The organism is Leifsonia sp. YAF41 (genome assembly GCF_052113185.1).
Taxonomy (GTDB): domain Bacteria; phylum Actinomycetota; class Actinomycetes; order Actinomycetales; family Microbacteriaceae; genus Cryobacterium.
The window spans coordinates 39320-62844 of record NZ_JBFRCS010000004.1; the positions used below are offsets into that span (position 1 = coordinate 39320).

Sequence of the window (23525 nt, forward strand, 5' to 3'; positions counted from 1 at the left end):
GACGCAGCCCCGCCGGCCGAACCCGTTGAGCCCCGGTACCAAAATCAGGAGTGGAGGCGTGTCGCGGCCCGGTCGGGTGGGTTTTTCGCGCGACCCGCCTCTCCGCTCCTGAATTGGGTACCGGGATGTCGAGCGTCAATCGGATCGGAGTGGTCGGTCTCGACAGGCTCGACCACCGAGCGTGCTCCTCGACCTACGGGAGGGTCACGGCCCATCGGGCGGGCTAGCCCAGGCCGAGCACCCCGTCGAAGACGAGCTCCGCCGGGCCGGAGAGCGAGACGTGCTCGCCATCCTCGGTCGGGAACATCCGCACACCGAGCACCCCTCCGGGCACCTCGACGCGCCACTGGTTCGGGGCTCCTGCACCGGCCCAGTGCCGGGTGGCCAATGCTGCCGCTGCCGCGCCGGTGCCGCACGACAGGGTTTCGCCGCTGCCGCGCTCGTGCACCCGCATGCGGATGTGACCGACACCATCAATGACGAGCGGGTCGCCCGGAACCACGAACTCCACGTTCGCGCCGGCGACGGGTTCGGGATCGAGCTGCGGAATGTAGCTGAGATCTGCCGCGTCGAGCTCGGCATCGTCGGCGAGGGCGACGACCACGTGCGGGTTTCCGACATTGATGCCAAGACCCGGCCGCGCGACCGAGAGATTGCGGGCACGCACGAGCGGTTCGCCGCCGTCGAGCGTCCAGCGCCCGAGGTCGACCTGGAAGCCCGTGCGGTTGCGCTGCACGTCACGCACGCCGGCGCGGGTGCCGACGGCGAGGGTGTCGCCTGGTTCCAGGGCGACGAGACCCTGGTCGATCAGGAAACGAGCGTAGACACGGATGCCGTTGCCGCACATCTCGGAAATGGTTCCGTCGGCGTTCCAGTAGTCCATGAACCACTCGGCGGCGCTGTCTTCAGCCAGTGCGGCCGCCCCGGCGTCGAGCCGGTTCGACTTCACGGCACGGATCAGACCATCGCCACCGACACCGAACTTGCGGTCGCAGACGGCACGAATCTGTTCGGGGCTGAGCTCGTTCTCACCCTCCGGATCGGCGAACAGCACGAAGTCGTTGCCGGTTCCTTGGCCTTTGGTGAAGTGCAGATCAGTACCCATTGATCCAGTTTAGGTGGCTGCCGTGACCCGGCTCTGATCAACGAGCTGTAGCGCTTGCTCGACGCGGTCGGTGGCCGTCGACGCGATCCACCGGGTGTCGACACCGCGTTTGAACCAGCTCACCTGGCGGCGTGCATAGCGGCGGGTGAGCTGTTGGGTCTGCTCAATCGCTTCCGCTTCGGTCAGCGTGCCGTGCAGCTGCCCGAGCGCCTGGGCGTAGCCGATTGCTCGGCTGGCCGTGACCCCGCGTTCCAGGCCGGCGGGGATCAGCTGCTCGACTTCACCGAGAAGCCCGCTCTCCCACATGCGCAACACCCGCTCGTCGAGACGCGGCGTCAGTTCGGCGCGCTCGGCCGTGAGCCCGAGCGTGCAGGTCGGACGCCAATAGACGGGTTCGTCGGGCAACGCCGCCGAGTGCGGCTCACCGGTAATCGCAATCACCTCAAGTGCACGCACCAGACGGCGCCCATTGCTGGAACCGATCCGAGAGGCGGCAACCGGGTCGATCTCCTTGAGCCGCGCATACAGCAAGCCGGGGCCGTCGGTCAACAGCTCGGCCTCCAGCCGCGCGCGCAGTTCGGGGTCGGTGCCCGGAAATTTGAAGTCGAAGACGACCGACGACACGTAGAGACCGGAACCACCGACGAGAATCGGCACGGCGCCGCGCGCGCGGATCTCATCGATCGCGCTCCGGGCATCCCGCTGGTAGTTCGCGACGGTCGCCTCATCGGTGACCTCGAGCACGTCGAGAAGGTGATGCGGGATGCCACGGCGTTCGTCAACCGAGAGCTTCGCAGTGCCGACATCCATGCCCCGATAGAGCTGCATGGCGTCGGCGTTGACGATCTCGGCCGGCTGACCACGATCGATCAGCCGTTCGGCGAGGTCGAGCGACAGTTCGGACTTGCCGGTTCCCGTGGGACCGACGATCGCGACAATCAACTCAGCGTTCGGAATCGTCGACAGTGTAAATCGGGATGGTCGTGGCGCCGCCCTGCAGGCGCAGCGACGGGAATCCGAGCGACACCGGGCCGGCGGCGCGCGGAGCACCGGAGGCGTCGGACGGCGTCGGCACGCCACAGGACTCGGCCTGCATGCGGTCCCAGGCGTCGCCGGAGATGGTGCGGCGCACCCGCAGCGGGGCGCCGTCGGTCGAATCGGCGATGAGGTGGAACGGGGCCGCCGCGGTGACGACGACGGTCACCATGTCGCCCGGGCGCGGAACCTCGGAGCCCGCCGGAACATCGAAGTGCACCAGACGACTGTCGGGGGCGCGGCCGCTCATGCGGTGTGTGTCGGCGTCTTTGCGGCCCTCGCCGTTGGCGACGAGCAGCTCGACCTCACGGCCGATCACCGCCTGGTTCTCTTCCCAAGCGATGCGGTTGGTCAGCTCAGCGAGACGTTCGTAGCGCTCCTGCACAACCTCTTTCGGAATCTGGTCGGGCATCGTTGCCGCCGGTGTGCCCGGGCGAATCGAGTACTGGAACGTGAACGCCGTGGCGAAGCGGGCTTCTTCGACGACTCGCAGCGTCTCTTGGAAGTCTTCTTCGGTTTCGCCGGGGAAGCCCACGATGATGTCAGTGCTGATCGCAGCGTGCGGAATCTGGGCGCGCACCCGTTCGAGAATGCCGAGGAACTTCGTTGAGCGGTAGGAGCGACGCATCGACTTGAGAATGGCATCGGAGCCCGACTGCAGAGGCATGTGCAGCTGCGGCATCACGGCCGGCGTCTCGGCCATCGCGTCAATCACGTCATCGGTGAAGGCGGCGGGGTGCGGGCTGGTGAAACGGATGCGTTCGAGGCCGGGAATCTTTCCGGCGGCCCGCAGCAGCTTGCCGAAGGCCAGGCGGTCGCCGAACTCGACACCGTAGGAGTTGACGTTCTGACCGAGCAGCGTGACCTCGATCGCGCCGTCGTCGACGAGTGCCTGGATCTCGGCCAGAACCTCGCCCGGGCGACGGTCTTTCTCCTTGCCGCGGAGAGCAGGAACGATGCAGAAGGTGCAGGTGTTGTTGCAGCCGACCGAGATGGAGACCCATCCGCTGTAGCTGGAGTCTCGCTTGGTCGGCAGCGTCGACGGGAAGGTTTCGAGAGAGTCGAGAATCTCCAGCTGAGCTTCACCGTTGTGACGGGCGCGCTCAAGCAAGCTCGGGAGTGAGCCCATGTTGTGGGTGCCGAAGACGACGTCGACCCACGGGGCCTTCTCGAGGATGACGTTCTTGTCTTTCTGGGCGAGGCAACCGCCGACGGCGATCTGCATCCCCTCGTGGCGGCGCTTGACCGAGGCGAGGTAGCCGAGGTTGCCGTAGAGCTTGTTGTCGGCGTTCTCACGCACGGCGCAGGTGTTGATCACGACGACATCGGCTTCTTCGCCGTTCGCCGAAACGTAGCCGGCGGCCTCGAGAGACCCGGTCAGGCGCTCGGAGTCGTGCACGTTCATCTGGCAGCCGAAGGTGCGCACCTCGTAGGTGCGGGCCTTGCCGTCTGCGTCAACCGCCGCGCTCGAAGGGGCGATCAGGGTGGGGCGTGCCAAAGTCTCACTGCTCATAGTGTGATCTAGTTTACGTTCACTACCTGAACCGAACGCCCGAGGCCTTACCGCTGCCACTTCGAGAGGCCATCGCCGCTTTCACGGCCGCGCGAACCGCCGCCGAGCTGTAGCCCTTGCGCAGCAGAAAACCGGTCAGCCGACGGTCAATGGTCTGATCGTCAAGGCGATCAAGTTGCCGGATGCGTTTGATCGCGAGTTCGCCGGCGCGCTCTGCTTCGTCGTCGGGAAGCTCCTCCAGCTTGGTGAGGATCAGCATCGGATCGATCCCGCGGCGACGCATTTCGGCTTCGACGCCGGATCGACCGAGGCCTTTGCGCTCGTGGTGGCTGTGCACGATCTGGTCGGCGAGCCGGTCTTCATCGATGTAATGCAGTTCACGGAACCGTTCGATGATCTCCTCCGACTCCCCCGCGTCGATGTCGGTGCCGGCCAAAACAGCGCCGGCTTCCTTCACCGAGAGGGAGCGGCTGCGCAGTTTTCGAAGTAGGAGGTGCTCCGCCTGCTCGCGCACTTCAGCCGGGTCAATCTCCTCGACGGCAGCTTCATCGTCGAGCACATCATCGTCGATCTCCTCGCGACCATCATCAGAGGAGTCGTCGAAAGCCGGCTCGGCATCGACGCCATCCGCATCGTTCGCGGCGGCCGAGCCCGGCTCAACGTGCCAACCCGGTGTCGCGCGCGGGGTGCGTACCGGAGCCTCACCGGGAAACACGCCGGGGAGGTAGGTCACGGGCGCCAGAGTGGTTTTCTTTGCCGTGTCATCTGCGGGTTCGAAATGAACCATGCCCGTGACCTTCCTTCTCGGTACTGCGTTGTTGCGCGGTTGCGACGCGCGCTACGCGCTCTTGCGCGCCGGCGCCTTGGCCGGTGCGGCCTCAGGAGCGCCGGCAGCCTTGGCCGCTGCTGCAGCGGCGGCTGCTTCCTTCGCCGCGGCGGCCTTCGCTGCGATGCCTTCCGGGCCGATGCCGAGCTTGGTCAAGATCTTGGTCTCGATCTCGTTGGCGATGTCCGGGTTCTTGAGCAGGAAGTTGCGGGAGTTCTCTTTACCCTGACCCAGCTGGTCGCCCTCGTAGGTGTACCAGGCGCCCGACTTCTTGACGATCAGGTGCTCGACGCCGAAGTCGATCAGGCTGCCCTCGCGGGAGATTCCGATGCCGTAGATGATGTCGAACTCGGCCTGCTTGAAGGGCGGAGCCATCTTGTTCTTGACGACCTTGACGCGGGTGCGGTTACCGACTGCTTCGGTGCCGTCTTTCAGCGTTTCGATGCGACGGATGTCGAGGCGTACGGAGGCGTAGAACTTGAGTGCCTTACCGCCGGCCGTGGTCTCGGGGCTTCCGAAGAACACACCGATCTTCTCGCGCAGCTGGTTGATGAAGATCATCGTGGTGTTGGTCTGGCTCAGGCCACCGGTCAGCTTGCGGAGTGCCTGTGACATCAGTCGGGCCTGGAGGCCGACGTGGGTGTCACCCATCTCGCCTTCGATTTCAGCGCGGGGCACGAGGGCGGCGACGGAGTCGATCACGATCAGGTCGATCGAGCCGCTTCGCACGAGCATGTCGGCGATCTCAAGCGCCTGCTCACCCGTGTCGGGCTGGGAGACGAGAAGCGCGTCGATGTCGACGCCGAGCTTCTTGGCGTATTCGGGGTCGAGCGCGTGCTCGGCATCGATGAAGGCCGCGATGCCGCCGTTCTTCTGTGCGTTGGCAATGGCGTGCAGGGTGAGCGTGGTCTTACCCGACGATTCCGGGCCGTAGATCTCGACGATGCGGCCACGCGGCAGCCCGCCAATGCCGAGCGCGACATCCAATGCGATCGATCCGGTTGAGATCGTCTCAACGGGCGCTCGCTCATCGCTGCCGAGGCGCATGACTGAGCCCTTGCCGAACTGGCGGTCGATCTGGGCGAGTGCAGTTTCAAGTGCTTTTTCGCGGTCTGCTGCTGAGGGCATGTCGGGCTCCTTATTGTCGTGCGTCGGTCGCCTATAGGCTGTCGGATCTGTGAGCGGGGAGGGCCCCACATCACTGTCTCGACAAGGCAAGTGCAGTCTGTCGTTGACAAAATCGACAGTACGCCGAGCCTCTGACATTGGTCAGAAAGCCCCGCACACCGTGGACGGTTCGCCACCGATAGCTGCTGTTGAGGAGCCTATCAAAACCCGAACACGTATTCGAGAGCAGCCCGGCGTGTCGGAGCGGAAAACTGGACACGCTCGAATCCCTGCCCGTGGGGCAGACCGGCGAACGCGAACACTGCGCGTCTATTTCGCGACGACCGGACGCCCGACGCCGTACCAACGGCTCTCGGGGACATCCGTTTCGGCGCAGAGCGCCAACCACACATCGCGTGCGGGAACGCCGCCGGAGAGGGCTTGTTCTGCCGTACGCCCCCCGAGCGGGGTCAAGACCAGATCATTCGTGACTACGCGCCCGTAGCCGTCACCGAATTCATCGCTGACGGCACGGCGAAATTCGCTCAAACGCATTGTGCGGGCGGGTGCCTAGCGCACCATCATGCCGGCATCGAAGTGAGCAACCAACTCGTCGGGCACGGTGTCGGGAAACCTGTCGATTCCCTCGATTACGGCCAGACGGTCGCCAACCTCACGCATGATGACCGAGATGGGGGTGTCGAGCGCATCTGCAACTGAGGCCAGAATCTCCGAAGAGGCTTCTTTCTGACCGCGTTCGACCTCGCTCAAGTAGCCAAGGGCCACACTTGCTTTACTCGCGACCTGACGCAGGGTACGACCTTTTTGCAGGCGGAAGTCCCTGAGCACATCGCCGATTTCCTGACGAACAAGAATCATCGGAACCTCCTTCTCTTGCCACTCAAACACGGAGGTTCATGTGGCGGATGTTCAACATTACTACGTACATCCGACACTATGACACTACTCACGATGACTGGGCTTTGTTTGTGAATGTGCTGTCTGTAACCGGGACATTACGGGAACTATTCCAGCCCTTCTGGGGCTATCAGCTGACGCACAGCTTCGATTGCCGCGGTCACTGTTTCTGCTCGAATCGTAGTCCTGTCCCCGGCAAGTTGCACCGGGATAGCGAGCGATCCGTTATCCGAGGAGACACCGATGAACACGGTTCCCGGCGTCTGCCCGTCTTGGGGATCAGGCCCGGCGACACCGGTGGTGGACACGCCGATATTGGCGCGGACTCCGCCGATGGCGACCGCGGTGCGCACGCCGACCGCCATCTGAATGGCGACATCCGCATGCACCGCTCCGTGCACGGCGAGCAAGCCGCCGTCGACACCGAGCAGGGTGCGTTTGAGTTCGGTGTTGTAGGCCACGATTCCGCCGTTGACCACGACGGAGGCGCCAGGGATGCGGATGAGTTCGGCCGTCAGGAGTCCGCCGGTCAGGGACTCGGCGACACCGATGGTGAGGTGTCGGGCGGTGAGGCTTGCAATCAGCTCCGCCGTCTCGTCAACGGCAGTCGCGCCAGCCGTTGCCGTACCAGCCGCAGTGGCGTCACCCGCTATCACACCTCCCGACGTCGCGTCGAGGCCACGCGGCGCAGCGGGGCCCGCGCTCCCCCCCGAGTGCTTAGGCATCGCGTCGTGACCGGTTCTCGCGCCGGGCGGCCAGCAGGTAGTCGATGCCGGTGACGACGGTGACGACCAGGGCAGCAGCCATCACGACGGCGTTGAGGTAGTGCACCCACTCGCCGAAGACGAGCCAGAGCGGTAGCAGGTAGAGCGAGATGGCGACCGCCTGCAGGAGGGTCTTGAGCTTGCCGCCGCGGGAGGCTGGGATGACCCGGTCGCGGAGCATGACGAAGCGGAACACCGTGATGCCGACTTCGCGCACCAGGATGACGATGGTGACCCACCACCACAGCTCGCCGAGGATGGAGAGGCAGACCAATGCTCCGCCGGTGAGCACCTTGTCGGCGATCGGGTCAAGCAGCTTGCCGAGATCGGTGACCAGTCCCTGGCGCCGGGCGATGGCACCGTCGATGCCGTCGGTGGCGATCGCCACGATGAAGAGGCCGGCCGCCCACCAGCGCAGGGGGCCGTCTTCGCCGTTGTCGGCCAGCAGCATCCACATGAACAGTGGGGCGAGCAGAATGCGAACAACCGTGATGAGGTTGGGCAGGTTCCAGTTGCTGGGAACCGCAGCCGGGACGTTGGGAGAAGCCATCGAAATCAGTCCCTGTCGGTCAAGTTCCAGGCATCCTCGTCGTCGGAGACCTCTACTTCAGGATAGCCCTCCGACATGCGGGAGACCGGGTCTTCGGCATACCGGGGATCCGGCGCCTCGGGCGGTGCAGCGGCCGGGGTGGCCAGGGCGTGTTGCTCGGCGTCGGACCCGCGCAGACGCGCCAGCACGGCGGGCAACTGCTCGGCGTTGACGAGCACGTCGCGAGCCTTCGAGCCTTCGGACGGGCCGACGATTTCGCGGGATTCGAGCAGGTCCATCAGGCGGCCCGCCTTGGCGAATCCGACGCGCAACTTGCGCTGCAGCATCGAGGTCGAGCCGAACTGGGTCGACACGATGAGCTCCGCCGCCGCGAGCAGTAGTTCGAGGTCGTCGCCGATGTCGGAGTCGATCTCCTTCTTCGCGGCGCTCACCGCGACATCCGCCCGGTACTCGGGCCGGGCCTGACGGGTGACGTGCGCGACGACCTTCTCGATCTCGGCCTCGTTGACCCAGGCACCCTGCACGCGCACGGCCTTCGACGCACCCATCGGCAGGAAGAGGGCGTCGCCCTGCCCGATCAGCTTGTCGGCGCCCGGCTGGTCGAGGATGACCCGGGAGTCCGTGACGCTGGTCACGGCGAAGGCGAGACGCGACGGAACGTTGGCCTTGATCAGACCGGTGACGACGTCGACGCTGGGGCGCTGGGTAGCGAGCACCAAGTGAATTCCGGATGCCCGGGCCAGCTGGGTGATGCGCACGATCGAGTCTTCGACGTCGCGCGGGGCGACCATCATGAGGTCGGCGAGCTCGTCGACGACGACCAGAAGGTAGGGGTAAGGCTTGAGCGTGCGCTCGCTCCCCTGCGGCAACACGATCTCGTTGCCCACGACCGCCTTGTTGAAGTCGTCGATGTGGCGGAAGCCGAAGCTGGCCAGGTCGTCGTATCGCATGTCCATCTCTTTGACCACCCAGGCGAGCGCTTCGGCTGCCTTCTTCGGGTTGGTGATGATGGGCGTGATGAGGTGCGGGACGCCGGCGTAGGGCGCGAGCTCGACCCGCTTCGGGTCGATCAGCACCATGCGCACCTCGCTCGGCTGAGCGCGCATGAGCAGGCTCGTGATCATCGAGTTCACGAAGCTGGACTTACCCGAACCGGTGGAACCGGCGACCAGAAGGTGGGGCATTTTCGCGAGGTTGGCGACCACGTAACCGCCGCCGACGTCTTTGCCGACACCGATGGTCATCGGGTGCGAGCTGTTCGTGGCGGCACCGGAGCGCAGTACATCGCCGAGGGTGACGATCTCACGGTCGGTGTTCGGGATCTCGATGCCGATGGCGCTCTTGCCGGGGATCGGCGAGAGGATGCGCACCTCGTTCGAGGCAACCGCGTAGGAGAGGTTCTTGCTGAGCGCCGTGACGCGCTCGACCTTGACGCCCGGGCCGAGTTCGATTTCGTACTGGGTGACGGTCGGGCCACGGGAGAATCCGGTGACCTTGGCGTCGACGTTGAACTGGCGCAGCACCTCGGTGATCGACTTGACGATGTCGTCGTTCGCCTCTGACCGGGCCTTGGCCGGGGGGCCGGCCACGAGGGTGGCGGCGTTCGGCAGTTGGTAGGGGGCCATCGGCTGCGATGACGACACCAGCTGGCGCATCCCCTCGCCGTCGGGGTCGTCGAGAGACTCGAAACCAGGAAGCTCGTCGGTGAGTTCTGACTCGTCGTCGGAGTGCAGGCCGATCGCCGGGTTGTGCACCGCGGTGTCGGGAACGAGGCTCTTGACCGCCGCCTCTGCCTTGGTCAGGTCGCCCAGGACGTTGAGCACCTCGGTGCCGGCGTAGTCCGGTTCGACCGGATGCGGGGTGTGCGGAACCCGCGGGGTCTCGGGTTCGAGCGCGCTGTCGAAGCCACCGCGGGAGTCGCCGGCGCCGCCGCCGAGCAGAACGCTCATCGGGTCGGCGTCGTGACCGCCGGCATCCGGATCGGTCACCATGGCACCCCCGAAATCGGGGTCTTCTTCACGCTTGCTCGTGTTGCGGCGCCACCACGGCAGGGCGTTCGGGTCTTCGTCGCCGTCGCCATCGATGCCGTCAAGTTCGATCTGCGCGGTCTTCTCGAGCTTGGCCGCCTTCGCCGCCTGACGCTCGTCGGCGTCGGGCAGTTGCGCGCCGAACAGCCACGCATAGAGTTCGCGGGCGCGTTCACCGATCTTGTTCGGCGGGGTCTTGGTGATGATGAAGAGGCTGAGCACCAGCAACAGGATGACGATGGCCGTTGCGCCGATCGAGGTGGTGAGCAGGATCAGCGGGGCGGCGATCATCCAGCCGATGACGCCGCCGGCCGCCGCGAGCATGTTCATGCCGTCGCTGGGTTCCGGCTGGCCGCCGAAGATGTGGCAGAGCCCGGAGACAGAGACAAGCAGCAGGGAGAGACCGATGCCGATGCGGCCGTTGTCGTGCACCGAACTGGGTTTGCGGAACAGCCAGATCGCGAAGATCAGCATGATCACGGGCAGGGCGAAGGCGACCCGGCCGAAGAGTCCGCCGAAGGTGTAGGCGTCGAGGTTCTGAGCGACCTCGTTGTTGATCAGGAACCATTCGATCACGGCGCCGAAGATCGACAGCAGCACGAGGAAGAAGGGCAGGCCGTCGCGGCGCTCGTCTTTCTGCAGCTTCTCGGGTCCGAGAGCGCGCGCAGCGCCGCCGGCGAGGTGTGCCAGCGCCATCCAGATGCGCACCAACAGGGCCGGTTTCGGCTCTGCAGCCGGAAACTTCACGGTCTTCGCGGTTGCTGTTTTGTTCGCCGGCTTGCGCGCGGTGCCGCCTGACGCAGGCGTGCTGCGCGCACGACCGGTCGACTTAGTGCTCGTAGCCATGGAATCAACGGTACCGCCGCCCGCCGACATTGGCAGTTTCCCACGCCCGCGATCCGTGTCTGCGGGGGCGTGGCGCGGCGTGTCGGCATCCGTCGTGCGCACCATGTGCCGAGCGTGCGCTCAAATCGTCGCCCCCAGATGACCGAGTCGACGATTCAAGCGCACGCGTCGAGGTCGTCCGGCCTCCTTCACCCGCGAGTGCGTTCACATGGTCGCTATCCAGAGCCGAATAGCGACCATGTGAACGCACTCGCGAGAAGGAAACGACGATTCAGCGCGAAATAAGAGAGCGACGAGGCGTCGGCTAGTAGCGGATGGCGTCGATCACCTTCACACGCACCGCCACGAGGGCGGGCAACAGACCGGCGAGGGCTCCGACGACCGTCGCACAGACGAGTCCGAGAATTGCCGCCTCGATGGGGAATGGCGGGAAGTCAGTCACCATGCCCTGGCCGATGAAGTTCTCGACCAAGGGGTTCTTGACGATCAACACGGCTGCGATCACACCGAACACGCCGGCGACGAATGTCGCGACCACGCTCTCCATCATTACCGAGAAGAACACCCGGCCTGCGGTCGCCCCGAAGCTTCGCCGGATCCCGATCTCCCGAATCCGCTGCTTGAGCGAGACGAGGGCGATATTGACCAGGCCGAGCGCCCCGAGGAGCAACACCAGACCCGCCACTCCCCCGACCATGAGCTTCATCGGGAGGAAGGGATCCATGCCGTCGTTGTAGGCGGCGTAGTCCTGCCGATTCACGCTCACCGACGCGCCGGCGCCGAGCGCTCCTTGGATATCCCGTTGCAGAGCGGTGGTGAGTTCGACCGCCGACTCGGGCGGAACCCAGGCTTCGTACGTCGGAGGCTGAGTGCCGAACGAGTTCATCATTCCGCCGTCGATTGCCATGCCGCCACCGCCACCGCCGCCGGGCGCCGCAGTGGTGGCGGGCACGAGCGCTTGCATCGCGTCGGCCAGCAGGTAGAGCGCCGGTTCGGTCTCCCACGACATCGACGGATAGACGCCGATGACGACGGCCGTCGTGTTCTGCTGTCCTACCAGGGTGGTGGTCGGATGCGTCGCCAGATCGGGCCGACCGATGCGGTCGTAGTACACCGAGTTCACGACGACCGCCGGAGCGAGCCGCTGGGCGTCGTCGGCGCTGAACCAGGATCCTTCGCTGAGGCGCACCCGATGCATCTCGCGGTACGACGGGTCGACGCCCTTCGCCTGAGCATTCACCGCGCCATCGGCGAACTGAATGAGCTGGGTCCCGGAGATCATGCGACTCGAATAGGTGATGTCGTAGCGTTCCAACGCCGACGTCCAGGCCGCGTTCATCGTCTCGGGACTCGGCGTGCTGCCGTCACCCATCGACGCGTTCACGCTCAGGTTGGCCGGGCGCCCGCCATACGTTTCGTTCTGCTCCTGCATGGACTGCCCGGCGACGGCACCGAGGCCGACCACCGTGGTGATTGCGCAGACGGCCACGGCCACCCCGATCAGGGAGAGCATGACGCGCGTTTTGTGGATGCGCACTTCCTGCCAGGCCTCGGCGAAGGCGCCAACAGTCCCGCTCAGAAAGCGCTTCATGCCATCACCGCCGGGGCAAGTGCCGGCGCATACGACTCGACCGAAGTCAGCACGCCGTGGTCGAGCCGAAAATGAGTCTGCGAGAGAGCGGCGATCGCCGGGTCGTGCGTGATCGTCACGAGAGCGGCGCCCGACACCGTCGCGACCTCGTCGAGCAGCTCCATCACTGTTGCACCGGTCTCCAGGTCGAGTGCTCCGGTCGGCTCATCGGCCAGGATGAGCCGGGGGCCACGCACCAACGAACGCGCGATGGCGACACGCTGTTGCTCGCCACCCGATAGCTTGTCAGGCATCGCGCTCGCGCGATTGCCGAGACCGACACGCTCCAGCATCTCGCCCGCTATTTTCGCGCGCTTCCAGAACTGGCGTCCTTCGGCGTAGAGCAGTGGGGTCATCACGTTCTCGAGCGCCGTACGCCCCTGCAAGAGGTTGAACTGCTGGAAAATGAAGCCGACATCGCGCCCTCTGGCCCGGTCTCTGGCATTCGCGGACAGCGATTTCACTGGCTTGTCATCGAAGAACATCTCGCCCGTCGTCGGGTTGTCGAGGAGGCCGAGAAGGTTCAACAAGGTGGACTTGCCCGATCCGGAGCGGCCCACGATCGAGACTCGGTCGCCGACCGACACCTCCAGGTTGACTCCGCTCAGGATCGTCAAGGGCGGCGCATCAATCAGCTGGACCGTGCGGGTCACTTCTTCCAGACGCAGCAGGCTCAACCCGACACCGCCATGTTGCCGGGGCAGGTCAAGCTTCCGTCAGGACCCGTGATACAGCCGTTCGCATCCGGTGCAACTGCGCCCGGAACGAATTGGTTGATCAGGTCGCCCTCGGCGAGTCCCTCGACGACCTGCACGTTGGTGCCGTCGCTCATCCCGAGCGTCACCGGCTTCTCCTCGGCCGCGCCCTTGGCATTCACCAGCCAGACCACACCGGTCTCGGCGGAGCCCTTGACCGCGGTCGTCGGCACGACGAGCACGTTCTCAGCCTTGCCGCCGGCGATGGTGATCTGTGCCGCGAGTCCGGGGAACACGGTGATGTCGCTCGGAATCGCACACCGCACGGTCGTTGCCGATCCGCCGCCGCTTCCGCCGCCGGTTGGCGCTCCCGGGGCGCCGGGCGTGGTTCCGCTGTCGGCGCCGGCGAGCGGCGTCGTGATGGTGAGGCCGGTGCAGGTGAAGGGGGCCGGGCCGTTGGTGATGGCAATGGATGCCTCGGTCGGCTGGGTGAGCAGGCGGTACTGCTGGTCGGGGCTGAGCGAACCGCTCACCGAGAAGGTGGGTGGGGCGATCTGACCGCCGGTCTCCCCCACGGCGACGGCCTGACCCGACAGGACGGTGAGCGAGCTGAGCACGCCGGTGATGGGTGCGTAGACCTTGGCGAAGGTGACCGTGGGACGCGGCTGCGTCATCCCGGTGACGTTGCCCGCGGCATCCTTCGTCTCGACCGGCTCGTTGATCTTCTCGACCTTGATGTCGTAAAGCTTGTCACCGGCGTTGACCTGCTGGCCGGCCTGGGCGAAGACCTCGTCGACGGTGCCGGCGCCGGTCGCCCGAACGGCAACGGCGGGGTCAGCCTGCACGGTGCCCGGCAGGGTGACGTCGTTGACGATGCTGCCGAGCGCCACGGGAATCTGCGGTTCGACGATCTGGCCCGTCGGCACGGCGGGGTCACTGGCCTCCGCGCTGTCGGGGAAGAATGCCACCTTCACCAGTGCGATGGCGATGGCCGCCACCAAAACCAACCGAATGATCGGAAAAATCCATTTTCGCGCGACGCTCAAACCGTGCCCCCAAAGTAGTGATTGGGTCGATCCTATGGGCCGGGCGCGCCGAAACCCGGCCATTCGCGCGGAAATCAGCCTTGAGGATGACCCCGCCGAAGCGGAGGGACGACGTCGTTAACGAAAGCTGCCGACCCCGGTCGAAACCGGGGTCGGCAGCAGTTCAGTGAGTGAGGGTTACGCCTCGATCACCAGGGGGACGATCATCGGGCGACGACGGAACGTCACGTTCACCCAACGGCCGGCGACGCGGCGCACCGACTGTGCGAGAGCGTGCGTGTCGCGCACACCGTTGCCGGCGGCCTCGGCCAGCGCAGCCTCGATCTTCGGCTTGAGGGCATCGAAGACTGAGTCGTCTTCGGCGAAGCCCTTGGCGTGAATTTCGGGACCGGTGATGACCTTGCCGTTGGCCTTGTCCACCACGACGATGATCGAGATGAAGCCTTCTTCGGCGAGGATGCGGCGATCCTTGAGGTCGGCATCCGTGATCTCACCGACGGTGGAACCGTCGACGTAGACGAAGCCGAGGTCAAGCTGACCGACGACCTTGGCGACACCGTCGTGCAGGTCGATGACGGTGCCGTCTTCAGCGAGGAACGTGTTCTCGCGGGGCACGCCGCTCTCCACTGCGATGTTCGCGTTGGCGACCAGGTGACGGTATTCGCCGTGCACCGGAAGAACGTTCTTCGGCTTCAGGATGTTGTACACGTAGAGCAGTTCGCCGGCGGCAGCGTGTCCGGAGACGTGCACCTTGGCGTTGCCCTTGTGCACCACGTTGGCGCCGAGCTTGATCAGGCCGTCGATGATGCGGTAGACCGCGTTCTCGTTGCCGGGGATCAGGCTGGAGGCGAGGATGACGGTGTCGCCCTGGCCCACCTCAATCTGGTGGTCGCGGTTGACCATGCGGGCCAGAACGGCCATCGGCTCGCCCTGCGAACCGGTGGACATGTAGACGATCTTGTTGTCCGGGATGTTCCCGGCCTTCTTGAAGTCGACCAGCACGCCCTCTGGCACCTTGAGGTAGCCCAGATCGGCGGCGATGGTCATGTTACGCACCATCGAGCGACCGAGCAGTGCGACGCGGCGACCGTTGGCGTGTGCGGCGTCAAGAACCTGCTGCACGCGGTGCACGTGACTGGAGAAGCTGGCCACGATGACCCGGCGCGGGGCGCGGGCGATGACGTCTTCGAGAACCGGGCCGATGGAGCGTTCGGTCGGCGTGAAGCCGGGAACGTCGGCGTTGGTCGAGTCGGAGAGGAAGATGTCGATGCCCTCTTCGCCGAGACGCGCGAAGTCGCGCAGGTCGGTGAGGCGGCCGTCGAGCGGCAGCTGGTCCATCTTGAAGTCACCGGTGTGCAGCACGGAGCCGCCGTCGGTGAAGATGGCAACGGCCAGTGCGTCGGGGATCGAGTGGTTGACCGCGACGAACTCGAGATCGAACGGGCCGATCTTCTCTTCCTGGCCGCCGGTGACCTGCAGGGTGTACGGCTTGATGCGGTGCTCTTTGAGCTTCGCCTCGATGAAGGCGAGGGTGAGTGCGGAACCGATCAGCGGGATGTCGGCGCGCAGCTTCAGCAGGTAGGGAACCGCGCCGATGTGGTCTTCGTGACCGTGCGTGAGCACGATGCCGAGGATGTCTTTCAGACGGTGCTTGATCGGCGTGAAGTCGGGCAGGATCAGGTCGACACCGGGCTGGTGTTCTTCGGGGAACAGCACGCCGCAGTCGACGATCAGGATTTTGCCGTTGATCTCGAAGGTCGTCATGTTGCGACCGATCTCGCCGAGACCACCGATCGGGATGATGCGAAGTGTGTCCGGTGCAAGTACCGGCGGGTCGTATACGTCGTTGGGCATATGCCCTCCTCAGGTGTTTATGTGCGCGTTCAGCGTGTAGTGCCGGCCACCTTCGGCAACGCGCCACCAGCGGCGGCGTTGCGGTCGGGCCGGAAGTTGGAAAAGTCGACGCCGGGAATGTTCTTCACGAGGTCGATCTCGTCTTCGATCTGTGCGGCTTCCCATTCTTCGGGGCCGACCAGCGGAAGACGAACGCGCGGGCTCTGGATGCGTCCGAGTCCGTGCAGGATGTACTTGGCCGCGACGGTGCCGGGCACGTGAGTCATCACGGCGCGCACGAGCGGTTCGAGCTGCTTGTGGGCAGCGGTGGCCGCCTTGAGGTCGCCGGCGTTGACCGCGTCGACCATCTGGCGGTAGGGGGTGGCTGCGATGTTCGCGGTGACGCCGATCAGGCCGGTGGCGCCGATCGAGAGGTGCGGCAGCACATTGGGGTCGTCGCCCGAGAAATACATCAGGTCGGTCTGGTTCAGCACGCGGCTGACCTGTGCCAGATCGCCCTTGGCGTCTTTGACCGCGAGGATGTTCGGGTGCTTCGCCGCACGCAGAATCGTCTCGTAGTTGATCGGGATGCCGGTACGGCCCGGGATGTCATAAAGGATGACCGGGAGGTCGGTCGCGTCGGCGATCATACGGAAGTGGGTGAGCACACCCGCCTGGGTCGGCTTGTTGTAGTACGGCGTGACGATCATGTTGCCGTCGGCGCCGGCCTTCTCGCTCTGCTTGGCGAGGTGGATGGCGTGGGCGGTTTCGTTGGAACCGCCACCGGTGATGATTTTTGCGCGGCCGGCGGCGACATCCTTGCCCACCTCGACCAGACGGATCTTCTCCGGGTCGGTCAGCGTCGACGTCTCCCCTGTCGTACCGGTGACGACGATGCCATCGGCACCGGCGTTGATGACGTCGTCGATGTGCTTTTCGACGTCAGACCAGTTCACCTCACCATCGGCGGTGAATGGAGTCACCAGAGCAACGAGCACCTGACCAAAGGGGTTAGAAGAAGTAGACACAATTTACAGGGTATCGGTTCACAGGCCCTCTCGTGACTGCTGACTTTGTCAGGTGCCCGGCGTAGCATCCGAAGTAGGTAGAAACGCACGACAGAGTGTCGGCAACCGTCGGTGCTCTCGGTCAACAGTGGGAGACACCGATATGAATATGGCAATGCAAATGATGGAGATGCACGCCGCCGAAATGCCGGCGACGGGCATGGACATGGCGATGATGCAGGAGTGCATCGAAGCCTGTGCGGCCTGCGAACAGGCCTGCACGATGTGCGCCAGCTCGCTCATGGGCGACGAGATGATGAAATGCAGAAGCATGTGCATGAACTCGGCGGACATGGCGAACATGATGATGCGGATGATGATGCGTCCGGCCGGCATGCACGCCCCGAGCATGATGACGGCGCTGCAAGCGACGATGTCGATGAGCAACGCCTGCGCCGACGAGTGCATGATGCACGCGGAGACGAGCGATGACGCCAAGATGTGCGCCGACGTCAACCGCGAGCTCGCCGCATGCTGCCAGAAGATGATGGACGCTATGGGGATGATGCCGACGAGCTAGCCAGACTGAGCAGACGGATGTCGCTCGCTAGTCGAGCGACGTCACGTGCACAGACGGATGTCGCTCGTTAGTCGAGCGACGTCACCAGAACATTGAACCGCTCCTGACCGACGGCGAGCGCGTGGTAGAGCGCGTGCACGGCGACGGGTTCGCCGATCGACAGTGCGGAGCCGAGGTCGCGGTGGTTCCAGAGCCAGAGGGTTTCAACGTTCTGGGTTTCAACGCCCTGGGTTTCAGCACTCTGGGTTTCAGCGCCGAGCAGCTCCACCCCGATCCAGCCATCGGTACCGAGGTGGCTGACGAATCCGTCGCGCCATTTGCTCGGGGTCGCAGCGGTCACCCGGTTCTGCAGGTCGTTTCCCGCGTGTCCGGCACCGTGGCTGAGGCAGGATTCGCCAGCGCTGCTGTCGCACTGCATGACCTGTCGTACTCCTGGTGTGAGATTGGTCATCCTGACCTCCTGTCCGGTGTCTGCTCCGGCGATAGTTCGCCCGAGACGGTGTTGACGATGTGATGAAGCTGAACTGTGAACCATTGATTGTGTGAAAACCAATATCGACGAGTGTAGGTTTTCGAAGCTGAACATTCACTCGGTGATGTCACACAACGAAACATAAACGAGCGTCGCTCAGTTCTCACGAGGCGGCCCACACGGGGCAGCTGCGAAGTACGCTGATTCACATGATCATTCCTCCGGTCGCAGCGAAGAAGCCCGTGGAACGGGTTCACCACAATGACGTCTATGTCGACAACTATGAGTGGTTGCGTGACAAGGAGAGTCCTGAGGTCATCGCTCATCTCGAGGCCGAGAATGAGTACACCGATGTGCGGACCGAGCACCTCACTCTCCTGCAGGAGCAGATCTTCGAGGAGATCACCGACCGCACCCAGGAGACCGATCTCAGCGTTCCCGTGCGACGCGGAGAGTGGTGGTACTACACCCGCACGGTCGAAGGGCTGGAGTACGGCATTCACTGCCGGGCGCCGATCAGCGGGCCAGAAGACTGGGATCCCCCCGTGGTCTCCCCCGCCACCGCCGCGACGGTGCACGGCCAGACCGACGGTATGCCGGCGGTTCCCGGCGAGCAGGTGCTGCTCGACGACAATGCCGAAGCGGCAGCACACGACTTCTATTCGCTCGGCAGCTTTGATCTGAGCTCCGACGGCGGCCTCCTGCTCTACGGCGTCGACACGGAGGGTGACGAGCGGTACACGCTGCGCATCCGGGACATCGATCCCACCCGCATCCGTCGCCCCGACAGCGTGGGCGACGACGACACCGACACCGTCGATCTGTCGGCCGACAATCTGACCGATGAGATCCCGGGCACCGCGGCCGGGGCCATGTTCGACCGCAGCGGCCGCTACGTCTTCTACACGACGGTCGACGAGGCTTGGCGGCCCGACACCGTGTGGCGCCACGAGATCGGCACGGCCCGCGAGACGGATGTCTCGGTCTTCCATGAGCCCGACGAACGGTTCTGGGTCGGCGTCGGCCGCACCCGCAGCCGCGCCTACCTCGTGATCGAAGCCGGCTCGAGCGTGACGAGTGAGACGCGCCTGCTCGCATCCGATGACCCGACCGGCGAGTTCGCGGTGGTCTGGCCGCGTCGCGAGGGCGTGGAGTACGACGTCGAGCATGCGGTGATCGGCGGCGAAGACCGCTTGCTGATCGTGCACAATCACAACGCGGTGAACTTCGAACTCGTCAGCGTTGCCGCCGCCGACCCGCAGGGGGCCGCGCTCACGATGCTGCCGCACAACCCGGCGGTGAGGCTGGAAAGCGTCGACGCTTTTCGTGATTTCGTCGTGGTCGAGTACCGCTCGGAGGGTCTCACCCGGGTGGCAATCGCCCGACGCGACGACAAGAAGAAGATCGGCCTCACCGAGCTCAAGTTCACCGAGGCGCTGTATTCGGTCGGCGCCATGGGCAATCCCGAATGGGAGCAGCCGACGATCCGGCTCAACTACACGAGCTTCGTCACCCCGTCGACGGTGTACGACGTGGTCGTGGCCACCGGCGAGCGCCGACTGCGCAAGCAGCAACCGGTGCTCGGCGGGTACGACCCCACGTTGTTCGAGCAGCGTCGTGAGTGGGCGACCGCGACCGACGGCACACGCATCCCGATCTCGCTGGTCTACCGGCGCGATCTCGTCACCCCCGGCGTTCCCGCCCCGACCCTGCTCTACGGCTACGGCGCCTATGAGCACAGTGTCGACCCGGGCTTCGGGATTTCACGGCTCAGCCTGCTCGACCGGGGCATGATCTTCGCTGTCGCCCATGTGCGCGGCGGCGGCGAGATGGGCCGGCTCTGGTACGAGAGCGGCAAGAAGCTGCACAAGCGCAACTCGTTCACCGACTTCGCCGACTGTGCCGAGCACCTCATCGACGCGGGCTACACCGAGGCCGACCGGCTGGTGGCCGATGGCGGCAGCGCGGGCGGACTGCTGGTCGGCGCCGTCGCGAACATGACCCCGCATCTGTTCTCGGGGATCCTGGCCGGAGTGCCGTTCGTCGACCCGCTCACGTCGATCCTCGACCCTGCGCTGCCGTTGACCGTGATCGAGTGGGACGAATGGGGCGATCCCCTGCACGACCCTGAGGTCTACGCGTACATGAAGTCCTACTCGCCGCTCGAGAACGTGCGGGAGACTCACTATCCGCGCATCCTCGCCACGACGAGCCTCAACGACACGCGCGTGCTCTACGTGGAGCCCGCGAAGTGGGTGGCCAAGCTGCGCGAGGTGAACGCGGATGTGCTGCTGAAGACCGAGATGTCCGCCGGGCATGGTGGGGTCTCTGGCCGGTACAACGCATGGCGGGAGCGGGCGTTCGAGTACGCATGGGTCATCGACGCGGCGGGCGCGCATCCGACGGGCGAGGAGCGCACCTTCTCGTAGGCGAGCCCCGTCGCACGCATCACGCTGGTCGCATCCGTCGCACCTGTCACGCCGCGAGCCATTCTTCTCTCCTGCGTGCGCGCAAATCGTCGCCCGACGACACCGGGAGGCGACAATTTGAGAGCACGCATGTGGATGTCGGCCAACGATTGCGTGACGCGCGCAGGTGCATCCGCCGCATGCCGCGCCCATGTCAGTCGTGGGTCGGTCCCGCCTGGTTCCGCGAGTGCGTTCACATGGCCGCTCTGACTTGTCGCATCGCGACCATGTGAACACACTCGCGAACAGAGGCACGCTACTCGCGTCACTTGCTTGCGTCACTTGCGTCACTTGCTTGCGTCACTCGCGTCACTTGCATCACTTGCGTCACCTGCGTCACCTGCGTCACTCGCGTACCGGCCGACACACACGACACACACCTACCGACGGAACGGCTTCTTCCCGCTCCGCGGTTGAACCATTCGACGGAGATTCTGCTGAGTTCGCCCGCTATGCGGCCGAAACTCGGCGATTTCGTGAAAATCTCCGTCGAATGGGACGAATGGGAGAGGACTCTGGGCGCTACGGCTAGCGCGCCACCAGCTCCGCAGTTGCCGCATACGCCGCCGCAAAGACCCGGGCGACGGATGCCACAGCCTCGTCATCGGGGCAGAAGTCGGCACTGTGCAGCGAGAGTCCCTCGCGATGCGACTCGGTGCCGAGGAACATCATCAGGCTCGGGTACAGGTCGCTGTAGAACGAGAAGTCATCCGACCCGCAGGAGCGCATCGGATCGATCACTTCGAATCCCTCGGCACGCAGCAGCGGGTCGACCACGGCGACCAGGCCGGGGTCGTTGCGAAGCACCGGCTCCCCCGAGGTGAGCTCGAGCCGGGCGGTGCAGTGGTGAGCCTCCGCGACATGCGAGACGAGCGCGGCCAGTTCGCGGGCGATCAGGTCGCGGTCCTCATAGTTCGTGGTGCGGATCGAGCCCGTCGCATACGCGGTCGTCGGAATGACGTTGGCCGCGTTGCCCGACAGCACGCTGCCGAAACTCAGCACCGCCGGATGCATCGGGTCGATGCGACGGCTGACGATGGTCTGCGCCGCGGTGATGATGCTCGCGAGGGCGACGATGGGGTCGGCCGTCTTGTGTGGGTAGGCCGCGTGCCCGCCGCTCCCCTCGACCACGATCTTGAACTCGTCGGACGCCGCGTTGACGACTCCCGCCCCGGTCGTGACCGATCCGCGCGGCACATTCGGGTGCACATGCACGCCGATGACCGAGCGCACATCGTGCGCTTCGAGCAGCCCGCTGGCCACGATGTCCTTCGCCCCCGACGGGTACGACTCCTCGCGCGGCTGGAAGATGAAGAGCAACGCGACCGGCAGGTCGACCTGCATCGCCGCCTTGGCCAGGGCCACCGCACCGGCGATGTGGACGTCGTGGCCGCAGGCGTGCATGGCCCCGGTCGTCGACGCGAAGGCCGCACCGCTCTGCTCCCGCACCGGCAGGGCGTCGAGCTCGGCCCGGATGCCGATGGCCGGGCCGGTGGCCGGGCCGATCCGCACGAGCCGACCCGTCTCGGCGACGGTCTGCTCCCCCACGACGCCGAGCGCCGAAATCACGGCGTCGGCGGTCGGTCCCTCGTGACCCGACAGCTGCGGGTCGCGGTGGATCTCGTGCCGGAGGGCGACGGCTGACGGGATCTGCTCGTCGATCAGGGAAAGGAGAAGCGTCAGGTCGAGCTGGGAGGTGGTGCTTGTCATCGGTAGCCTTTGATTCGATTCACTCACACGACGGCCTAGTAGGCGGCGGTGTAGGCCCGGTAGCGGTCGGCGGTAGAGAGCGACTCGACGTATTCGATCTCTGCACGTTTGACGGCCTGGAATGTTTCGTAGAAGCGCGGCGAGAACCAGCCGGTCACGACGGTGTCGCGGTCGAGCTGATCCAGCGCGTCACCCAGCGATGTGGGCAGGGTTCCGACGTCATACTGGTCGAGCTCGGCAGGCGTGAGTGCGTAGAAATCCCCGGAGATCACATGCGGAGCCGGCAGCTGGGCGCGGATGCCCTCCAGCCCGGCCCGGATCAGTGCACCGAGCACGATCCACGGGTTGGTGGTGGCATCGGCGGCGCGGAACTCCAGGTTGTACTGCTTCTCCGGCTTGCTGCCCGGCCGCTCGAACAGCGGGCAGATGCGCAACAGCGCCTCCCGGTTGTTCTCGCCGAGAAAAGCACCGCCGACGCTCCAGCGCCCCGGCGCGAGGCGCTCATACGAGACGACGCCCGACGCGGCCAGCGCGATGACGGCGTTGGCGTGACGCAGGATGCCGGCGGCGAAGGAGCCGGCCACCGCGGAGAGGCCGCCTTCCCGCGTCGGGTCATAGGTGACGGGAGTGCCGTCGGCATCGAGCAGGCTGACGTGCACGTGCACCCCGCTGCCGCCGCCGTTCTCTTCGACGACCGGGCTGAAGCTCGCGCGATGCCCCAGCTGGTGCGCGGTGTTGCGCACGATCTCACGCAGCAGGATGGCGCGGTCTGCGGCGGTGAGCGCGTCGGCCGGGCTCACCGTCACCTCCCATTGCTTGGCCGAATACTCGGGCAGCCACATCTCGGGCTCCAGCCCGGCGTCGTGCAGGGCGGCGAGGATGCTGGAGCCGAGCGGCTCCTTCTCGAGCAGATTCTTCAGTGAGAACGCGATGTTGGTGCTGACGCCATCGTCATCCGCCTCATCGTCTTCGAGCAGCATGAACTCGTGCTCGAACGAGGAGAGCACTGACAGACCGGTCTCAGCCTTGAGATCGGCGATCGCGTCACGGAGGAAGGTGCGCGGGCAGCAATCCCAGGGAGTGCCGTCTTGGTTCACGATGTCGGAGAGCACGAGCGTCGTCGGCTCCGCGCCGGCCGTGGAGATCTGGGACAGACTCGCCGGGTCGGGGCGAAGGCGCAGATCGCCGACCGAGCCGAACGGGTTCGGCTCCACGATCGCCCCGAACGGGTTCAGGGCGAGATTGGCCGGAACCCAGCCGCATCCGTTCGAGAGATACTTCTCGAAATCAGCCTGACGAACCGAACGTCCGCGGCACTGGCCGGACAGGTCAGACGTCAGGATGACGGCCAAAGGATCTTTGCGCATCTGTTGCTCACTCACTGTTTCACTGG

20 protein-coding genes are annotated in these 23525 nt (G+C 65.3%); 2 read left to right on the top strand and 18 right to left on the bottom strand.

What is annotated here, in order from left to right:
- Positions 1–223: 223 nt before the first annotated feature.
- The 15 genes from dapF to dapA all read right to left on the bottom strand — a co-directional run bounded on the left by dapF (position 224) and on the right by dapA (position 16923).
- Positions 224–1105 carry a diaminopimelate epimerase gene (gene dapF / locus AB4Y63_RS05100; RefSeq protein ID WP_441789961.1) on the bottom strand — a complete coding sequence of 294 codons (882 nt, stop codon included), beginning with the start codon at positions 1103–1105 and terminating at the stop codon, positions 224–226.
- A 9-nt stretch (positions 1106–1114) separates the two neighbouring features.
- The gene (gene miaA / locus AB4Y63_RS05105) at positions 1115–2044 is read right to left on the bottom strand and encodes a tRNA (adenosine(37)-N6)-dimethylallyltransferase MiaA (RefSeq protein WP_441790126.1); all 930 of its coding nucleotides are present in this window, start codon (positions 2042–2044) and stop codon (positions 1115–1117) included.
- A 4-nt stretch (positions 2045–2048) separates the two neighbouring features.
- Positions 2049–3653 (bottom strand): tRNA (N6-isopentenyl adenosine(37)-C2)-methylthiotransferase MiaB, encoded by a 1605-nt coding sequence (gene miaB, locus AB4Y63_RS05110; protein WP_441789962.1) that lies wholly within the window; start codon positions 3651–3653, stop codon positions 2049–2051.
- Positions 3654–3675: 22 nt separating this feature from the next.
- The gene (locus AB4Y63_RS05115; RefSeq protein ID WP_441789963.1) at positions 3676–4440 is read right to left on the bottom strand and encodes a regulatory protein RecX; all 765 of its coding nucleotides are present in this window, start codon (positions 4438–4440) and stop codon (positions 3676–3678) included.
- 51 nt (positions 4441–4491) lie between these two features.
- The gene (gene recA, locus AB4Y63_RS05120; protein ID WP_345069140.1) at positions 4492–5607 is read right to left on the bottom strand and encodes a recombinase RecA; all 1116 of its coding nucleotides are present in this window, start codon (positions 5605–5607) and stop codon (positions 4492–4494) included.
- A gap of 309 nt (positions 5608–5916) precedes the next feature.
- Positions 5917–6141, bottom strand: a complete 225-nt coding sequence (locus AB4Y63_RS05125; protein WP_441789964.1) for a DUF3046 domain-containing protein — start codon at positions 6139–6141, stop codon at positions 5917–5919.
- Between the two features lie 15 nt (positions 6142–6156).
- Positions 6157–6465 (bottom strand): helix-turn-helix domain-containing protein, encoded by a 309-nt coding sequence (locus AB4Y63_RS05130; RefSeq protein ID WP_345069144.1) that lies wholly within the window; start codon positions 6463–6465, stop codon positions 6157–6159.
- Positions 6466–6611: 146 nt separating this feature from the next.
- Positions 6612–7229, bottom strand: a complete 618-nt coding sequence (locus AB4Y63_RS05135; RefSeq protein ID WP_441789965.1) for a CinA family protein — start codon at positions 7227–7229, stop codon at positions 6612–6614.
- Positions 7222–7818, bottom strand: coding sequence for a CDP-diacylglycerol--glycerol-3-phosphate 3-phosphatidyltransferase (gene pgsA / locus AB4Y63_RS05140; protein ID WP_441789966.1), 597 nt, complete (start codon positions 7816–7818; stop codon positions 7222–7224). Before pgsA ends, AB4Y63_RS05135 begins: the two co-directional genes overlap by 8 nt.
- A gap of 5 nt (positions 7819–7823) precedes the next feature.
- Positions 7824–10691, bottom strand: coding sequence for a DNA translocase FtsK 4TM domain-containing protein (locus AB4Y63_RS05145; protein WP_441789967.1), 2868 nt, complete (start codon positions 10689–10691; stop codon positions 7824–7826).
- Between the two features lie 304 nt (positions 10692–10995).
- On the bottom strand, positions 10996–12282 hold the full coding sequence (locus AB4Y63_RS05150) for an ABC transporter permease (protein WP_441789968.1): 1287 nt from the start codon (positions 12280–12282) through the stop codon (positions 10996–10998).
- Positions 12279–12998, bottom strand: coding sequence for an ABC transporter ATP-binding protein (locus tag AB4Y63_RS05155; protein ID WP_441789969.1), 720 nt, complete (start codon positions 12996–12998; stop codon positions 12279–12281). The genes AB4Y63_RS05150 and AB4Y63_RS05155 overlap by 4 nt, the downstream gene beginning before the upstream one ends.
- On the bottom strand, positions 12995–14062 hold the full coding sequence (locus AB4Y63_RS05160; protein WP_441789970.1) for an efflux RND transporter periplasmic adaptor subunit: 1068 nt from the start codon (positions 14060–14062) through the stop codon (positions 12995–12997). Before AB4Y63_RS05160 ends, AB4Y63_RS05155 begins: the two co-directional genes overlap by 4 nt.
- 177 nt (positions 14063–14239) lie before the next feature.
- Positions 14240–15916 (bottom strand): ribonuclease J, encoded by a 1677-nt coding sequence (locus AB4Y63_RS05165; protein ID WP_441789971.1) that lies wholly within the window; start codon positions 15914–15916, stop codon positions 14240–14242.
- Between the two features lie 29 nt (positions 15917–15945).
- Complete coding sequence (gene dapA, locus AB4Y63_RS05170; RefSeq protein ID WP_441789972.1) at positions 15946–16923, bottom strand: 4-hydroxy-tetrahydrodipicolinate synthase; 978 nt, start codon at positions 16921–16923, stop codon at positions 15946–15948.
- Between the two features lie 142 nt (positions 16924–17065).
- On the opposite strand from dapA, the gene AB4Y63_RS05175 reads away from it, so the two are divergent.
- Positions 17066–17482 carry a hypothetical protein gene (locus AB4Y63_RS05175; RefSeq protein WP_441789973.1) on the top strand — a complete coding sequence of 139 codons (417 nt, stop codon included), beginning with the start codon at positions 17066–17068 and terminating at the stop codon, positions 17480–17482.
- A 67-nt stretch (positions 17483–17549) separates the two neighbouring features.
- On the opposite strand, the gene AB4Y63_RS05180 is transcribed toward AB4Y63_RS05175, so the two are convergent.
- Positions 17550–17933: a hypothetical protein gene (locus tag AB4Y63_RS05180; RefSeq protein WP_441789974.1), complete on the bottom strand. Its 384-nt coding sequence runs from the start codon at positions 17931–17933 to the stop codon at positions 17550–17552.
- 230 nt (positions 17934–18163) lie between these two features.
- On the opposite strand from AB4Y63_RS05180, the gene AB4Y63_RS05185 reads away from it, so the two are divergent.
- A complete protein-coding gene (locus tag AB4Y63_RS05185) occupies positions 18164–20383 on the top strand; it encodes a S9 family peptidase (protein WP_441789975.1) in 2220 nt (739 codons plus the stop codon).
- Positions 20384–20950: 567 nt separating this feature from the next.
- Here the strand turns inward: AB4Y63_RS05185 and AB4Y63_RS05190 are convergent.
- Both AB4Y63_RS05190 and AB4Y63_RS05195 read right to left on the bottom strand, forming a co-directional pair.
- Entirely contained in the window at positions 20951–22132 is a 1182-nt protein-coding gene (locus AB4Y63_RS05190) for a M20 metallopeptidase family protein (RefSeq protein ID WP_441789976.1), read from the bottom strand.
- 35 nt (positions 22133–22167) lie between these two features.
- Positions 22168–23514 (bottom strand): glutamine synthetase family protein, encoded by a 1347-nt coding sequence (locus tag AB4Y63_RS05195; protein WP_441789977.1) that lies wholly within the window; start codon positions 23512–23514, stop codon positions 22168–22170.
- Positions 23515–23525 lie beyond the last annotated feature (11 nt).

Excerpts from the sequence above, each read along its gene's own strand:
- dapF (WP_441789961.1), bottom strand. The coding sequence starts at position 1,105 with ATGGGTACTGATCTGCACTTCACCAAAGGCCAAGGAACCGGCAACGAC.
- miaB (WP_441789962.1), bottom strand. The coding sequence starts at position 3,653 with ATGAGCAGTGAGACTTTGGCACGCCCCACCCTGATCGCCCCTTCGAGC.
- AB4Y63_RS05115 (WP_441789963.1), bottom strand. The coding sequence starts at position 4,440 with ATGGTTCATTTCGAACCCGCAGATGACACGGCAAAGAAAACCACTCTG.
- recA (WP_345069140.1), bottom strand. The coding sequence starts at position 5,607 with ATGCCCTCAGCAGCAGACCGCGAAAAAGCACTTGAAACTGCACTCGCC.
- AB4Y63_RS05125 (WP_441789964.1), bottom strand. The coding sequence starts at position 6,141 with ATGCGTTTGAGCGAATTTCGCCGTGCCGTCAGCGATGAATTCGGTGAC.
- AB4Y63_RS05130 (WP_345069144.1), bottom strand. The coding sequence starts at position 6,465 with ATGATTCTTGTTCGTCAGGAAATCGGCGATGTGCTCAGGGACTTCCGC.
- AB4Y63_RS05135 (WP_441789965.1), bottom strand. The coding sequence starts at position 7,229 with ATGCCTAAGCACTCGGGGGGGAGCGCGGGCCCCGCTGCGCCGCGTGGC.
- pgsA (WP_441789966.1), bottom strand. The coding sequence starts at position 7,818 with ATGGCTTCTCCCAACGTCCCGGCTGCGGTTCCCAGCAACTGGAACCTG.
- AB4Y63_RS05145 (WP_441789967.1), bottom strand. The coding sequence starts at position 10,691 with ATGGCTACGAGCACTAAGTCGACCGGTCGTGCGCGCAGCACGCCTGCG.
- AB4Y63_RS05150 (WP_441789968.1), bottom strand. The coding sequence starts at position 12,282 with ATGAAGCGCTTTCTGAGCGGGACTGTTGGCGCCTTCGCCGAGGCCTGG.
- AB4Y63_RS05165 (WP_441789971.1), bottom strand. The coding sequence starts at position 15,916 with ATGCCCAACGACGTATACGACCCGCCGGTACTTGCACCGGACACACTT.
- AB4Y63_RS05175 (WP_441789973.1), top strand. The coding sequence starts at position 17,066 with ATGAATATGGCAATGCAAATGATGGAGATGCACGCCGCCGAAATGCCG.
- AB4Y63_RS05180 (WP_441789974.1), bottom strand. The coding sequence starts at position 17,933 with ATGACCAATCTCACACCAGGAGTACGACAGGTCATGCAGTGCGACAGC.
- AB4Y63_RS05185 (WP_441789975.1), top strand. The coding sequence starts at position 18,164 with ATGATCATTCCTCCGGTCGCAGCGAAGAAGCCCGTGGAACGGGTTCAC.
- AB4Y63_RS05190 (WP_441789976.1), bottom strand. The coding sequence starts at position 22,132 with ATGACAAGCACCACCTCCCAGCTCGACCTGACGCTTCTCCTTTCCCTG.